We start from the raw sequence: 13238 nt of genomic DNA on the forward strand, positions 1-13238 counted from the left end.
GTCACCACCAAAGGATCGGTGGCGGTTAATGATAGCCGGGACAATCTTCCGGACTCGCCAAGATTTCCGCAAGTTTCCTGAACCATCTAGACGTTCAAACTGTCGCGAACTGAGGCATGGAAGCCTCAGCGAGAATGTGCAGAGAACGGTCGGCGGCTAAACATTTGCCCAAGCCGAGACTTGAGACCATTCCACCAAACAGGCTTCAAGACTTTACGCTGACGCCTGCAACATATTCCGCCAGCGCCGCCTCGCCCGGCGCACAGGCCTTTTCGATTTCATCGCGTTCCCTTGCGCCAAGTGCATTCAATCGCGAAGGGCGTTGTTCGGGGATGGCGGTTGCCTGCTCCAGCCAGTTGGCCGGTGCATCGCAGCCGAGATGATGGACCAGTTTCCTGATCGAAGGGGTCGGTTCGCGGCACAAGTCTTCGTGGCGCAGGATCAGCGGCTGCGCGTCGTTCAGTCCTTGCAACCCGCGTATGGTCAGCGCCGACCAGAATTCACCGGCCTGGGTCAGGGTCGGGCGGCGGGAGACGATGCGGCGGATGCCTGATCGTGCGCCGATTGCGGCGATGACGGGCCAGAGGCCGCCGCGACCGAAATGCCGGCGGGGATGCAGCAGATCGATCCGAAGCGGCGCCAGATTGCGCCAGAACCACATCGCCAGACGTGCAGCGGGATAGTCGCGCATCGACAGGGCGGTTTCGCAGCCATTCCGGGTCAGCAGGATCAGCGTCGCATTTGGGAACAACTGGCGCAGCGTCCCCGAGGCGACCAGAGAGCCGCCAGAACGTTCGACCCAGATATCGCGACCACTAAGTGACCGCGCCATCGCGTCGAAAAGCGCGAGGTAGTGATCCGCCCGCTCGGCGAGAGGCCGTTTGCTGATTTCACCGGCCAGCGCGGTAAACAGGGCATCGGGATCGCTGCTGATATGCGGTAGCGCCACGGAAAGAATCGGCGGGCAGTTCCACGGATCATGGGCGGGCTGGGCGATGCGGCCATAAAGAAATTCCTGCGGCGCGGCATCGGGGTTTGCGACCTCGCTCATCGCGGCGGTCGGCTTGGCCATCTCGGACCAGAACCGCGCACCGCTGAGCAGGCCGGGCCGAAAAGCGCTATGGCCCGCAGCCGCGAACAGTTCGGAGACGGAGAGGATTGCGGGGTGGTTGCGCAATATCTGCGAAACGAGGGTCGAGCCGCAGCGCGCCGAACCCAGGATCAGCGCGCCGCGCATCGCCGTCATTCGGCACCGGCGTTGATCGCCGTGATCATGCGCTCGACCGCGGCGTGCGCAAGGTCCATGGGCTTCTGCTTGGTGATCAGATCCAGCCTCTCGATCGCGGCCAAGGCGACGATTCCATGAACGGAAAGCAGCAGCTGTTCTGCCAGAAGGCGCGGATCGCCCTTGGGCTTCAGGGCGGCGACCGGCTGGGCGATGCGGGCGATCAGCCCGTCGATCTGCGCCAGATACCAGTCGGGAAAGGCGCCGGTGATTCGCGGACCCTCGAAGAAGGCGCGCCAAACCTCGCGACGGTCCAGCATGAACGAGACATAAACCTCGGCCAGTGCAAGCAGGCGGTCGCGGGGTGAAGTGTCGCGAACACTGTCAACCAGCATCGCAAGATCGACCAGCGCCTGCCGGTTAACCTCTTGCAAAACCGCGCTCATACTGTCGAAGAGATTGTAGATCGTGCCGGGCGTCGTGCGCACGGCCTTTGCCAGCGCACGCGCCGTCAGGGCGGTAGGTCCACCCTCTTCCAGAAGCCGTTTCGCCGCCTCGACCGTCTGGCCGCGCAGGGCGTCATGATCATATCGTCTTGGTCTTGCCATGGTGTTCCTGAACAACGTTCAAAAATATTCTTGACAGGGATCGACTCTGTTGTCAACGTTAATGAACAGTGTTCAATAATGGTGTCGCAAGATGACCTTCAATAATCTGACAATCACCGGAACGGGCAGCTATCTGCCCTCGAACGTCCTTGCTTCCCGCGAAATCGATGCCCGTCTTGGCTGGCCGACCGGCGATTGCGAATCGCGTTTTGGCATCGCGTCGCGGCATGTGGCATCGCCCGAGGAAACCAGTTCGATGATGGCGGCCAAGGCCGCGCTTGCCGCGATGGAAATGGCGGGGTGCAAGCCCGCCGATCTGGACATGATCCTTGGCGCCTGCGGCGTGATGGAGCAGCCGATCCCCTCGACGGCGGCCTTGGTTCAAGAGCGGCTGGGCCTGGGCCATTCAGGTATTCCCGCGTTTGATGTGAACGCGACCTGTCTTAGCTTCCTGCAGGCGCTGGATCTGGCGGCGATGCAGATCCACCTTGGCCGTGCGCGGCGGGTGCTGGTGTTTTCGTCCGATATCGCCTCGGTCGGTCTTGACTGGGACCAGCCCGAAGCGGCCGCGATCTTCGGTGACGGTGCTGCGGCGGTGATCGTCGAGGCCGGTGGCGAGGGCGCGATTCTGGCGCACGATTTCCAGACCTATTCCTATGCCCGCGATGCCTGTGTGCTGGCGGCGGGTGGCACGCGGGTCAATCCGGCGCGGGGAATCGAGCAGGGTCAGGACCGTTTTCAGATGGACGGGGCGAAGGCGTTCAAGATCGCTTCTCGCTACCTGCCGCGTTTCCTGAGCTCGCTTCTGAGCAAGGCGCGGGTGCGGATCGACGAAGTCGATTGCGTCGTGCCGCATCAGGCCAGCGCGTTGAGCGTCAGCCATGCGATGCGCAATCTGCGGCTGCGGCCCGACCGGGTGATCGATATTTTCGCGCGGATCGGCAACCAGATTGCCGCCTCTATCCCGACGGCGCTGGATCATGCGGTGCGTTCGGGCAGGCTTGGACGCGGTGATACGGCGCTGCTCATTGGAACCTCGGCCGGAATTTCGGTCGGCGGCATGATGGTGCGTTTCTGATGCGCGCGCTTGTCACAGGGGCCAGCGGTTGCCTTGGCCGCGCGCTGGTAGAGCAGTTGGAAACGCATGGCTGGGATGTCTGCACCACCGCAAGACGCCCGGTCGCGCTGCCCGGTTTTCAGGCCGCCGATCTGGTTGACGCCGATCTGACACCGCTTCTGGCGGGGGTCGATGTCGTGTTTCATTGTGCCGCGCTAAGCTCTGCATGGGGCAGCAGGCAACAGTTTCACGACGCGAATGTGCGGGCGACGGAACGGCTGGTGACGGCCTCGGAACAGCTTGGGGTGAAACGCTTCGTCTTCGCGTCCTCGCCCAGCATCTATGCCGATGGCAGCGACCGGCTGAACCTGCCCGAAACCGCGCCGCTGCCGCCGCAACCGATGTCGCTTTATGCCGAAAGCAAGCTGGCGGCTGAACGGATCGTGCTGTCGCATCGTGGCGAGATGGGCTGCACCGCCATTCGTCCGCGTGCGATCTATGGCAGCTTCGACCGCGCCTTACTGCCGCGTGTCATCCACACTTTGCGCCACGGCCGGGTGCCGATGATCCGTGGTGGTCGCGCGTTGATCGATCTGACGCACCGCCACGATGCGGCGCGTGCGATGATCCTTGCAGCTTCCGGGCAGCGCGGAGGCGTCTGGAATATCACGTCGGGCGAGGCTTTCCGTTTCCGCGATCTGGTTGCGATGATCGCGCAGCGCGGCGGGTTGCAATTGCGTACGCTTCCCTTGCCGCATGCGTTGGCGCGCGGTCTGGCAGATCTGTCCGAGTGGGTTGCCCATGCCCGCAACGGCGCAGAGCCGCGTCTGACCCGGCAAGCTGTCGCCTCGCTGGGCAGCAGCCTGACGCTGGATATTTCGGCAGCGCGTCGGGATCTGGGATATCGGCCTCGGGTGCGGTTCGAGGAAGGGTCGGCGGAATGCTTCGCGTAACCACCCTGAAGATCGGCGAATGTCGCGCGCCTGCATGGGGTGCGGGACTTCCGGGCCTGCGCCGCGCGACCTTCCCGGCGCAGGCAACGCTGATCGAGACGGAAAGCGCCTGCGTGTTGGTCGATACCGGCTACGGCCCCGCCTTCTTTGAGGCGACACGCAGGCTACCGGCGCGGATCTACCGCTGGCTGACCCCGGTGCGACTGAGCGACGGCGAACATCTGCTGCAGCAATTGCCGCGCGTGCCCGATCTGGTTTTTCTGACGCATATGCACGCCGATCATAGCGCCGGTCTGGCCGATCTTCCGAGCCAGACCCCGGTTGTCGCCTCTGCCGAAGCCATCGACGATCTGCGCCAACGCGGCGATCTGGCCAGCCTTCGCGCGGCCTGCCCGCCGGTTCTGCGCGATATGATCCTTGCGCGTGATCCAAGCCCGGTCGAGGCACGGGCGGTGGTCAGCACGGGCTTGGATGAATTTCCGCTGGGCCATGATCTGTTTGGCGACGGCCGCATCATCGCGATCCGGCTGCCCGGTCACGGCATCGGGCAGACCGGATTGTGGCTGCCTGAAGTCGCACGCTTCCTGATCGCCGACGCCGCATTCGGTCGTCGGTCCTTGCGCGAAAACCGCCTGCCTCCCGCTGTCGTGCTGTCCCATCTGGGCGATGCAGAAGCCTATCGCCGGACCTTTGCCCGGCTGCGCGCGCTGATGCTGCGCCGTCCCGAAATCACCATCGACCCCAGCCATTGCCCGGAGATCAGCCGATGAGCCTGACCGCCTTTCTGCAAAGCCGCTACGGTTCGGGTTTCGCCACGCGTGGCGCTGTCGAGGCACATCACAACGCCGCCTTCCGCCGGTTTCGCGCCAATGTCATGCCGCGTTCGCCATTCTATCGCGACATGGCCGCGCTACCGCTGGAGCAGTTGCCGCGCGTCGATAAAGCTATGCTGATGCAGAATTTTTCGGCGATCAACACCAGCGGCATCGACCGGGACGAGGCGATGCAGATCGCGCTGAAGGCCGAAACCAGCCGGGATTTCAGCCCGCTGATCGGCGATGTGTCAGTCGGTCTGTCCACCGGAACATCGGGGCAGCGCGGGCTGTTCCTGGCAACTCCGGGCGAGCGTCGGCTTTGGGCGGCGACGATGCTGGGCCGATATTGGCCCGAATTGTGGCGCCGTCAGCGGGTGGCCTTTTTCATGCGCGCCGACAATGCGCTTTACCGCAGCATGTCGAACGCCGTCGTGCGGTTCGAGTTTTTCGACCTGATGGCCAGCTTTGACGATCACCTCGACCGGCTGGACGCGCTGAAGCCAAGCGTTCTGATCGCCCCCGCACAGGTTCTTGCCGTGCTTGCCCGCCATCAGATCGAGAAATGGATCAGCCTGTCGCCGCGTCGCATCATCTCGGTCGCGGAAACCCTGTCGCCGGACGAGGCCGCGCTGATCGAGCGCGCTTTCGGCATCCGTGTCGATCAGGTCTATCAGGCGACTGAGGGTGTGTTGGCGATGACCTGTCGCCATGGCAATCTGCATCTGAACGAGCGCTGGCTGCGGATTGACCGCGATGTGATCGACGCCGAGACCGGGGCATTCTGCCCGATTATCCACGACTTCACCCGCGAGAGCCTGCCGATCCTGAACTATCGCCTGAACGATGTGCTGATCCCGCAAGCCGAGCGTTGTCCCTGCGGTTGCGCAAGCCAGCGCATCGCCCGGATCGAGGGTCGTGAAGATGACGTTTTGTGGTGGCGCGCCCCGACCGGTAATCGGATGATCACATCCGAAGCGATCAGGACGACCTTTGCCTGCCTGCCGCAGTCGCTGAGTGATTATCGCGTTATCCAGCGCGGTGGCTCGCTGCATATCTGGCTGGACGGTGCCGAGAAAGAGGCCGAAACCGCGCTGGAACGCGGCCTCGGCCTGCTTGCCGCGAGCATGGGGTGCCGCTTGCCGATCCTTGTCTTTCACAAGGGATTGCCGCCGGAGGAAAACGGGAAACGGCGGCGCATCCGTGTTGAATCGGACCTCGGCCTCAAGCAGGTGGGTTAAGTCGCCGCACGGGCGGCCAAGGCTGCGAACTGTTGCAGCGCCTCACGGTCGGCACCGTTTCGCGCCATCACCGACATGGCGACGGTCTGACCCACCAGAAACTGCGCAAGCGAGGCCGGATCTGCCGCGCCGGCAAGCTGCAGACGATCCTGAAGCGCCTGCATGTTTCGGGCGCTCAGCGTTGCCAGCGCCTCATGAACCGGCCCTTCCGTTTCTGCGGAACAATCGCTCAACGCCGAACTGAAAAGGCAGCCTGATGGCGTCGAACAATCCGTATGCGCCTTGACGAACAGGTCCAGATAGCGCGCGACAACCTGCTGCAGCGTGCCGGGTTCAGCCAGAACCGCATTCGTCTTTTCGCTCGATTGCTGGCAATAGCGCTCTAACGCGCGGGCGATCAGTTGCTCTTTGCAGCCGAAGGCGCGGGCCAGATTGGGCTTTGAGGTCTGCAGGCTCTCGGCCAGCTCATTCAACGAAAGGCCGCGGACACCGCTGCGCCACAAAGCCTCGACGGCTGCATCAAGCACCGCTGCCTCGTCGAATGTGCGGGGCCTGCCCCTGCGTGCCGTAAGACTGTCATCCATTTTTGTACCTATCGGTATTTTACCCCTTGAACTTCGCCTTGCCGGTTATTTAGTACCGCTCAGAACGAAAAACAACCGCAACGGCTATCTGGTGAAATCTGAAATTTGCCGGTCGTTGATACAAGCAGAAGGACCTCCATCATGAACTTCATCGCCATCAGTCTTATCGCCGCCAGCATAACCGCAGGTGCCGTTTCCGCCGCCGATTTTGGCCATACGAGCGAACGTCCCGACCCCGTTGTGCGTCAGGCAGAAGCCGTGAAAACGGTCACGGTCGATGCCGCCACGATCTATAGCGCCAAGGAACTTGGCCGTGCCAATCTGAAGGCAGAGGACAAAGTTACGGTGACCGATTTCTCTTCGGACAGCCAGAACAGAGTCTACGAGCGTTAATCACGACAAATCCCGGTGGTCCCTTTCGGGGCCACCGGCAATTCATTCGAAGACAATTTATTGATCGATCAGGTCCACTTATGGACTGTTCAAACTCTCAGGCGCTACGATACGCGCGCCCGTCTTGGATCGCGGACCGCGCGCCGGTATTCTGACGGCGTGACATATTTCTGCTTCACGAATGCCCGCGCCAGAACCTGATTTGACGAATAGCCGACCTCGTTCGCGATATAGGTTACCGGCAGGTCGGTCGTTTCCAACAACTCGCATGCGCGTTCGATCCGCAGACGGACCAGATAGGCCCGTGGCGGCATCCCGAACGACTGTTTGAACATACGCGAGAAGTGGAACGGCGACAGATTCACCGCAGCCGCCAGATCGTCCAGGCCGATATCCTCGGCCAGTTGGGCGTGCATCAGGTCAACCGTCGCCCGCTTTGCCCAAGAAGCAAGGCCACCGCGCACCGCCAAAAACGGCGTTCCCGCCAAACGGCAAATCTCGGCCAGAATCTCGCAACCCGCTGCCTGTGCAAGCAGCCGTGACGGCGGATCATCGTCGTCCGCAAGCTGCCAGAGCCTCTGCATCAGCGTCCCGATGGACGGCGCGGTGAAAGGGCCTTTGTAAAGCTGTTCAAGATCGAAGGAGAACGAACCGTCATTCGCCGCCTCCAGTGTGGACATCCACGCGCTGGTCGGGAAGGACAGGCAGCGGATCTTGTGGTTGGAGCTGACCACCACATTATTGGCGTAGTTCGGCGCGGCCAGATAGAAATCGCCCCTTCTGCTTTGTACAGCGAACCTGCCGCCGCCCATATCGGCGCGGACCCGGCTGCCACCCAGCATATCCTGATAGAGGATCAGATCCGGCACCGCAGGGTCCGACATGTCGCCTGCGGGTTGAGCTGCCTCGAACAGGGTCAGCAGGTTTCCATGCGACTTTATCGTCTTCACATAGGGCGCAAGCGGGCCCGTCGTGTACCAGTCGGTGAATGAGGGAAAAAGCTGTGCGCTCATGTCATTCTATCTTCTCGTATTCGGCGAATGCCCGAACCCAAGCGCGCACGCCTGCGCCGAAGCGTTCGACATCGTAATGTTCGTCCGGGCCGTGGATCGCGTCGCTGCCAAGGATGAAACCCACCACGATGCAATCGACCGACAGCGCCGTGTGAAGCTGATGGACCAGAGGGATGGCGCCGCCGGTGCCTTTCAGGACCGTCGGATTACCCCATTCGGCCTCAAAGCCGCGCGCGGTTGCGTGCAGATAGGGATTGTCCTGCGACAGAACGATTGCGGGGCCATAGCCTTCGCCTTCGAACTCTGCCCGGCAACCTGCGGGAACCCGCGCGCGCACGAAGGCGTGGAACCGCGCGCGCAACAGATCGGGGTCCTGTCCCGCGACCAGACGAAAGGTCAGCCGCGCATGCGCCGTGCCGGGCAGGACCGAGCGTCCGGTCGGCCCCTGATTTCCGCCCGTGATACCGTTGATATCGACCGTCGGACGGCCCCACATGGCCTCAAGCGTGGAATAACCCCGCTCGATCACGCCACCTTCAAGACTGACCCCGCCGGTCACATCCGAGGATGCGGAAAGATGCCGCCACTGGTCGCGCATCTTGTCGGGAATTTCCTGCACGTCGTCGTAGAAACCCTCGATCGCAATCCGACCGTCGGCATCGTGGATACCCGCCAGAATGCCCGAAAGAATACGGATGGGATTGGCCGCGACCGGACCAAAATAGCCGGAATGCAGATCGCTATGCGGGGTGTGGATCGTCACCTTTTCATGCACCAGCCCTTTGAGTTGCGTGGTGATGGCAGGCTGTTCGCGCGACCACATGTCGCCGTCGCAGATGAAGGCGATGTCGCAGCGAAGATCGTCGCGGTGGCGCGCAATGAAGTCCGGCAGGCTGGCCGAGCCGCTTTCCTCTTCGCCCTCCAGCAGCACCACAATCTCGGCCGGAAACGCGCCATGCACGGTTTTCCATGCCCGAAGCGCCTCAAGAAATGTCCAAAGCTGGCTTTTGCTGTCCGACGCGCCGCGACCGTAGAACCGACGCAGGCCGTCCTCGTCCAGAATGGTCGGCGCAAAGGGCGGATGCGTCCAGTCTGTCAGCGGCCCGGTCGGCTGCACGTCGTAGTGACCGTAGAACAGCATCCGTGGGCGCGACCCGTCGCCATCGCTTGCGCCAAGAACGACCGGATGCCCCTCCGTCTCAACGATCCGTGCCTGAAGGCCCATGTCCTCCAACGCATCGCGCAGCCAGATTGCCGCCCGTGCGATCCCTTCGCTACCGGGCGCTTCGCTTGAGACCGAGGGGATCGCGATCAGGTCCAGAAGTTTGCGGATGGCGGCATCCTCGCCCCTTGCGACTTCCGCAAGGACGCTTTCGATCCTTGGTGTAAGATCCGTCTGATCTGCGCTCTGGTTGTTCATCGTTCAGCCCGCCCGCACTTTCGCGACCGACTGGTCAAGCGCGTCCAGAAAGCGCTGAAGATCGTCCCAAAGCTCTGCCTCATCCTCAAGCCCGACCGAGATCCGCAGCGCGATATCCGGCTCGGCCCATGCGGTTGCGCTGCGGTTTGCCGCGACCGGCATCGGCGCGACAAGGCTGCGGGTACCCCCCCATGAGGCGCCGATCACGAACAGCTTCAGCGCATCCAGCGCCGGGGTGACATGGGGCGCGACGGTCTCTGGAAAGGTCAGCGTGAACACGCCGCTGGCACCCAGAAAATCCCGCTTGAAAAGCGCATGTCCGGGGCTTGAGGGCAGCGCCGGGAACAACACGCGACGGATCAGCGGGTGATCGGCAAGGCGCTCGGCAAAGCGGGTCGCCACGGCCTCGCTATGGCGCAGACGGACCCCCAGTGTCTCAAACCCGCGCAGGACCAGCGCCGCATCGTCCGGCGAGGCGCCGATGCCCATGCGACCCATCGTGGCCTTGATCCGCGCTGCCAGATCCGTCCGGCTGACGGAGATCGAGCCCATCAGCACATCGGAATGGCCTGCGACGTATTTCGTCAGCGCCTCGGTCACCAGATCCGCGCCAAGGCTCAGGGGTTTCAGGTTCAGCGGCGTGGCCCAGGTGTTGTCAACGCCCAGCAGCGCGCCGTTCGCATGGGCGATCTCAGCAGCGGCGGGGATGTCCATGATCTCCATCGTGGTCGAGCCGGGGCTTTCGCACCAGATGATCCGGGTCTGCGGCCGCATGCGGGATTTCAGGTCGTCCAGATCGGTCGGGTCAAAGAAATCCACCGCAACGCCCATGCGGACAAGGTCGTTCTGGGCAAGGTCGCGCATCGGCGGATAGACGGTATCGGCCAGCAGAATGTGATCGCCACCCGACAGGAAGGGCAGCACCGCCAGCGCATTCGCAGCCTGCCCCGAGGGCAGCAGGAAGCTGCGGCTTGCGCCTTCCAGAAGATTCAGCTTCGCCTCAAGCGTTCGGGTCGTGGGCGTGCCGTAAAGACCATAGGAATAGCCGCTGTCGCCACGATCACCGCGCGCGGCATAGGCCGCCGCATCCTCGAAGGCGATGGTCGAGCCGCGATGGACCGCGACGCCCAGCGGATCGAAGCCTTTCGAAGATACTTTCGGCGTCAGGACACAGGAGGTCAGATCGCTCATACCCGGCTCTCCCTGTGGTGATCCTGTGGTCGTTTGCCGTTCTTCGACGTTGAAAAATCTGTCATTTCAAATCTCTTCCGGTATTCTTTGACCACGTTATGAATGGAGGCGGCATGAACCTGCGGCAGGTCGAGGTTTTTCGCGCGGTCGTGACCCACGGGACCACTGCGCGCGCGGCAGAGATCCTGAACATCTCGCAGCCCGCCGTCAGCAAGATGCTGCAGGCGCTGGAACACAGCATCGGTTTTCCGCTGTTTCACCGCATCAAGGGCCGCCTGACCCCGACTGCCGAGGGACAGCTTTTCTTTCGCGAGGTCGAACATGCCTTCGCCGGTCTGGTGAACCTGCGCGGCGCTGCGGCGCGGATACGAGACTATGGTTCGGGCGAAATGCGGATCGCCAGCCTGTCGGCGTTTTCGAACAACCTGATGCCCTCGGCGCTTGCCAGCTTCATGGCAAAACACCCGAATATCGCGATCACCTTTCAGACCCGCATGTCCTCGGTCGTGCGCGATCTGGTTTCCTGCGGTCAGTTCGATCTTGGTGTCGTCGCGGATGAGATCGACAAAACCGGCGTTGAATGCCGCCCTTTTGTCGAACTGCGCGCCGCACTTGCCATGCCAGAGGGGCATCCGCTGGCACGGCTGGACGTGGTTCGCCCGGCGGATCTGGACGGCTATCCCTTCATCGCGCTGTCGCCCGAGGATACCGCCCGACAACATGCCGAAGCCGCCTTCGACCGCGCGGGCGTGAAGGTGCGGACGGTTCTTGAGACGCCCTATACGATGACCATCTGCGCGATGGTGGCGACCGGGATGGGCGTCGGTCTGGTCGATCCGCTGACCGCCAAGATGTTCATGGGCCGTGGACTTGAACTGCGCCCGTTCGAGCCCGCGCTGCATTTCCGCACGATGATCATCCTGCCACCGCACCGCCCCCCGTCCCGCAATGTCGAGGCATTCATTGAGGAGCTTGAGGCCGCCGCTGCGGTCGCGGTTTGAATCGGTGAAAGCGAAGATCCCGCCCGGAATCAAGTCGCCCTTGGGCACGCGCCTCTGCTCGAACACGAACCGTCCCATCACAGCACCTTCGACAGAAAGGCCCGCGTCCGGGCGTGCTGCGGATTGTCCAGCAGGTCCAAGGGCTTGCCATGTTCAACCACGCAACCCTGATCCATGAACACAAGATGATCGGCGACTTCGCGGGCGAAGCCGATCTCATGCGTGACCAGCATCATCGTCATGCCGTTGCGGGCCAGATCCTTGATCACGTCCAGAACCTCGCCGACCAGTTCGGGATCAAGGGCTGAGGTTGGTTCGTCGAACAGCATGATCTCTGGCTCCATCGCCAAAGCGCGGGCGATGGCCACGCGCTGCTGCTGGCCGCCGGACATCTGCGAGGGATAGCGGTCGGCCAGATGGCTGAGACCGACACGATCCAGCAGGCCCATCCCCAACCGGACAGCTTCGGCCCGGCGCTGGCGGTTCACCTGAATCGGGCCTTCGATCACGTTCTGCAACGCGGTCTTATGCGGGAACAGGTTGAATTGCTGGAACACCATGCCGGTCTTGCGCCGCTGCGCATCGATCCGGCGGGGCGGCAGGACGTGGAAGCGGCCGTCCCGCTCGTCATAGCCCTGCAATTCGCCGTTTACCCGAACCCGCCCGGCCGAGATCGTCTCAAGCTGGTTGATGCAGCGCATCAGAGTGGATTTGCCCGAACCGGACGGCCCGATCACCGCACAAACCTCGCCCCGGTCGATCGACAGATCGACACCGCGCAGCGCGTGGACGGTTCCGAAGAATTTGTGGATACCCTCAAGCGAGACGACCGGAACCCTAGACATGACGGCCACCCGTAACGTCCTGGCCTTTGCCGAAATGCCGTTCCAGATAATACTGACCGATCATCAGCACCGAGGTCACGACCAGATACCAGAAGCCCGCGACCATCAGCATCGGCACCGGCAGATAGATGCGGTTGGCGATGGCGTTGGTCGCGAACATCAGATCCAGCGTGAACGGCACCGCAAGCACCAGCGAGGTGCCTTTCAACATGCCGATAGTCTCGTTTCCGGTCGGCGGAATGATCGTCCGCATCGCCTGCGGCAACAAAATCCGCCACCAGATCCGCCCGCGCGACATGCCGATGGCCTGCGCGGCCTCGGTCTGGCCGGGGCTGATGCTTTTGAAGCCCGCCCGGAAGATTTCGGCCAGATAGGCGCTTTCGTTCAGGCCAAGACCAAGGATCGCCGCCACCGAAGCCGTGATGATCCAGTTGGTCGGCACGCCGAAAATCTCTGGCCCGAACGGGACTGAGATCGACAGCCGCGGGAACAGGACCGCGAACAGGCCCCAGAACAGAAGCTGCGTGTAAAGCGGCGTTCCCCGGAAGAACCAGATCCACAGCCATGCCGTTGTCCGCAGGATCGGATTGTCGGATTCGCGCATCAGGATCAGCGCGCCCGCGCAGATGATCGCAAGTGCCATTGCCGTCACCGTCAGAAACAGCGTCCAGCCGACACCGGCGATGACGGTTGGCGCGAACAGGTATTGCAGGAACACATCCCAGTGGAAGTTGGGGTTTTGGAGCAGGCTGCGGCCGATCTCGATACCCAGCAGGCCCAGAACCACCAGCGCGATCCAGCGCCCCGGATGGCGGCGCGGGATGATCACGTTCCTGACGATCTGCTCATCCTGCTTGCCCTTTTCCGAGGCGTGAGGGCCGTGTTTTTCTGCCAT

General features: G+C 62.7%; 14 protein-coding genes. 6 read left to right on the forward strand and 8 right to left on the reverse strand.

Features of this window, described 5'->3' with window-relative positions:
• Positions 1–205: 205 nt before the first annotated feature.
• Together JJJ17_RS12675 and JJJ17_RS12680 are read right to left on the reverse strand one after the other, a co-directional pair.
• On the reverse strand, positions 206–1246 hold the full coding sequence (locus JJJ17_RS12675) for a sulfotransferase family protein (RefSeq protein WP_234464078.1): 1041 nt from the start codon (positions 1244–1246) through the stop codon (positions 206–208).
• Positions 1243–1833: a TetR/AcrR family transcriptional regulator gene (locus JJJ17_RS12680; RefSeq protein ID WP_200687023.1), complete on the reverse strand. Its 591-nt coding sequence runs from the start codon at positions 1831–1833 to the stop codon at positions 1243–1245. The genes JJJ17_RS12675 and JJJ17_RS12680 overlap by 4 nt, the downstream gene beginning before the upstream one ends.
• 91 nt (positions 1834–1924) lie before the next feature.
• Here JJJ17_RS12680 and JJJ17_RS12685 point away from each other — a divergent pair, with 91 nt between their 5' ends.
• From JJJ17_RS12685 to JJJ17_RS12700, 4 genes are read left to right on the forward strand one after another with little or no spacing between them, the layout of a single operon-like run.
• On the forward strand, positions 1925–2911 hold the full coding sequence (locus tag JJJ17_RS12685; protein WP_200687025.1) for a 3-oxoacyl-[acyl-carrier-protein] synthase III C-terminal domain-containing protein: 987 nt from the start codon (positions 1925–1927) through the stop codon (positions 2909–2911).
• Positions 2911–3843: an NAD-dependent epimerase/dehydratase family protein gene (locus JJJ17_RS12690; protein WP_200687027.1), complete on the forward strand. Its 933-nt coding sequence runs from the start codon at positions 2911–2913 to the stop codon at positions 3841–3843. Before JJJ17_RS12685 ends, JJJ17_RS12690 begins: the two co-directional genes overlap by 1 nt.
• Entirely contained in the window at positions 3831–4613 is a 783-nt protein-coding gene (locus JJJ17_RS12695) for an MBL fold metallo-hydrolase (RefSeq protein WP_200687030.1), read from the forward strand. Before JJJ17_RS12690 ends, JJJ17_RS12695 begins: the two co-directional genes overlap by 13 nt.
• Positions 4610–5896: a F390 synthetase-related protein gene (locus tag JJJ17_RS12700; RefSeq protein ID WP_200687032.1), complete on the forward strand. Its 1287-nt coding sequence runs from the start codon at positions 4610–4612 to the stop codon at positions 5894–5896. The genes JJJ17_RS12695 and JJJ17_RS12700 overlap by 4 nt, the downstream gene beginning before the upstream one ends.
• Here the strand turns inward: JJJ17_RS12700 and JJJ17_RS12705 are convergent.
• Complete coding sequence (locus tag JJJ17_RS12705) at positions 5893–6480, reverse strand: TetR/AcrR family transcriptional regulator (RefSeq protein WP_200687034.1); 588 nt, start codon at positions 6478–6480, stop codon at positions 5893–5895. The genes JJJ17_RS12700 and JJJ17_RS12705 overlap by 4 nt on opposite strands.
• A gap of 141 nt (positions 6481–6621) precedes the next feature.
• On the opposite strand from JJJ17_RS12705, the gene JJJ17_RS12710 reads away from it, so the two are divergent.
• On the forward strand, positions 6622–6873 hold the full coding sequence (locus tag JJJ17_RS12710) for a hypothetical protein (protein ID WP_200687036.1): 252 nt from the start codon (positions 6622–6624) through the stop codon (positions 6871–6873).
• A gap of 104 nt (positions 6874–6977) precedes the next feature.
• On the opposite strand, the gene JJJ17_RS12715 is transcribed toward JJJ17_RS12710, so the two are convergent.
• From JJJ17_RS12715 to JJJ17_RS12725, 3 genes are read right to left on the reverse strand one after another with little or no spacing between them, the layout of a single operon-like run.
• On the reverse strand, positions 6978–7886 hold the full coding sequence (locus JJJ17_RS12715) for a helix-turn-helix domain-containing protein (RefSeq protein ID WP_200687038.1): 909 nt from the start codon (positions 7884–7886) through the stop codon (positions 6978–6980).
• 1 nt (position 7887) lies between these two features.
• Positions 7888–9306, reverse strand: coding sequence for a M20/M25/M40 family metallo-hydrolase (locus JJJ17_RS12720; protein WP_200687040.1), 1419 nt, complete (start codon positions 9304–9306; stop codon positions 7888–7890).
• 3 nt (positions 9307–9309) lie between these two features.
• Positions 9310–10497: a trans-sulfuration enzyme family protein gene (locus tag JJJ17_RS12725; protein WP_200687042.1), complete on the reverse strand. Its 1188-nt coding sequence runs from the start codon at positions 10495–10497 to the stop codon at positions 9310–9312.
• A gap of 113 nt (positions 10498–10610) precedes the next feature.
• Between JJJ17_RS12725 and JJJ17_RS12730 the strand changes: the two genes are divergently transcribed.
• Complete coding sequence (locus JJJ17_RS12730) at positions 10611–11498, forward strand: LysR substrate-binding domain-containing protein (protein ID WP_200687044.1); 888 nt, start codon at positions 10611–10613, stop codon at positions 11496–11498.
• 77 nt (positions 11499–11575) lie between these two features.
• On the opposite strand, the gene JJJ17_RS12735 is transcribed toward JJJ17_RS12730, so the two are convergent.
• Entirely contained in the window at positions 11576–12343 is a 768-nt protein-coding gene (locus tag JJJ17_RS12735; protein WP_200687046.1) for an amino acid ABC transporter ATP-binding protein, read from the reverse strand.
• Positions 12336–13238: an amino acid ABC transporter permease gene (locus JJJ17_RS12740; protein WP_200687048.1), complete on the reverse strand. Its 903-nt coding sequence runs from the start codon at positions 13236–13238 to the stop codon at positions 12336–12338. Before JJJ17_RS12740 ends, JJJ17_RS12735 begins: the two co-directional genes overlap by 8 nt.

The sequence above is a fragment of the Paracoccus caeni genome, assembly GCF_016629665.1.
Classification (GTDB): domain Bacteria; phylum Pseudomonadota; class Alphaproteobacteria; order Rhodobacterales; family Rhodobacteraceae; genus Paracoccus; species Paracoccus caeni.

Coding starts and splice junctions, on each gene's coding strand:
- JJJ17_RS12675 (WP_234464078.1), bottom strand. CDS start 1,246: ATGACGGCGATGCGCGGCGCGCTGATCCTGGGTTCGGCGCGCTGCGGC.
- JJJ17_RS12680 (WP_200687023.1), bottom strand. CDS start 1,833: ATGGCAAGACCAAGACGATATGATCATGACGCCCTGCGCGGCCAGACG.
- JJJ17_RS12685 (WP_200687025.1), top strand. CDS start 1,925: ATGACCTTCAATAATCTGACAATCACCGGAACGGGCAGCTATCTGCCC.
- JJJ17_RS12690 (WP_200687027.1), top strand. CDS start 2,911: ATGCGCGCGCTTGTCACAGGGGCCAGCGGTTGCCTTGGCCGCGCGCTG.
- JJJ17_RS12695 (WP_200687030.1), top strand. CDS start 3,831: ATGCTTCGCGTAACCACCCTGAAGATCGGCGAATGTCGCGCGCCTGCA.
- JJJ17_RS12700 (WP_200687032.1), top strand. CDS start 4,610: ATGAGCCTGACCGCCTTTCTGCAAAGCCGCTACGGTTCGGGTTTCGCC.
- JJJ17_RS12705 (WP_200687034.1), bottom strand. CDS start 6,480: ATGGATGACAGTCTTACGGCACGCAGGGGCAGGCCCCGCACATTCGAC.
- JJJ17_RS12710 (WP_200687036.1), top strand. CDS start 6,622: ATGAACTTCATCGCCATCAGTCTTATCGCCGCCAGCATAACCGCAGGT.
- JJJ17_RS12715 (WP_200687038.1), bottom strand. CDS start 7,886: ATGAGCGCACAGCTTTTTCCCTCATTCACCGACTGGTACACGACGGGC.
- JJJ17_RS12720 (WP_200687040.1), bottom strand. CDS start 9,306: ATGAACAACCAGAGCGCAGATCAGACGGATCTTACACCAAGGATCGAA.
- JJJ17_RS12725 (WP_200687042.1), bottom strand. CDS start 10,497: ATGAGCGATCTGACCTCCTGTGTCCTGACGCCGAAAGTATCTTCGAAA.
- JJJ17_RS12730 (WP_200687044.1), top strand. CDS start 10,611: ATGAACCTGCGGCAGGTCGAGGTTTTTCGCGCGGTCGTGACCCACGGG.
- JJJ17_RS12735 (WP_200687046.1), bottom strand. CDS start 12,343: ATGTCTAGGGTTCCGGTCGTCTCGCTTGAGGGTATCCACAAATTCTTC.
- JJJ17_RS12740 (WP_200687048.1), bottom strand. CDS start 13,238: ATGGCAGAAAAACACGGCCCTCACGCCTCGGAAAAGGGCAAGCAGGAT.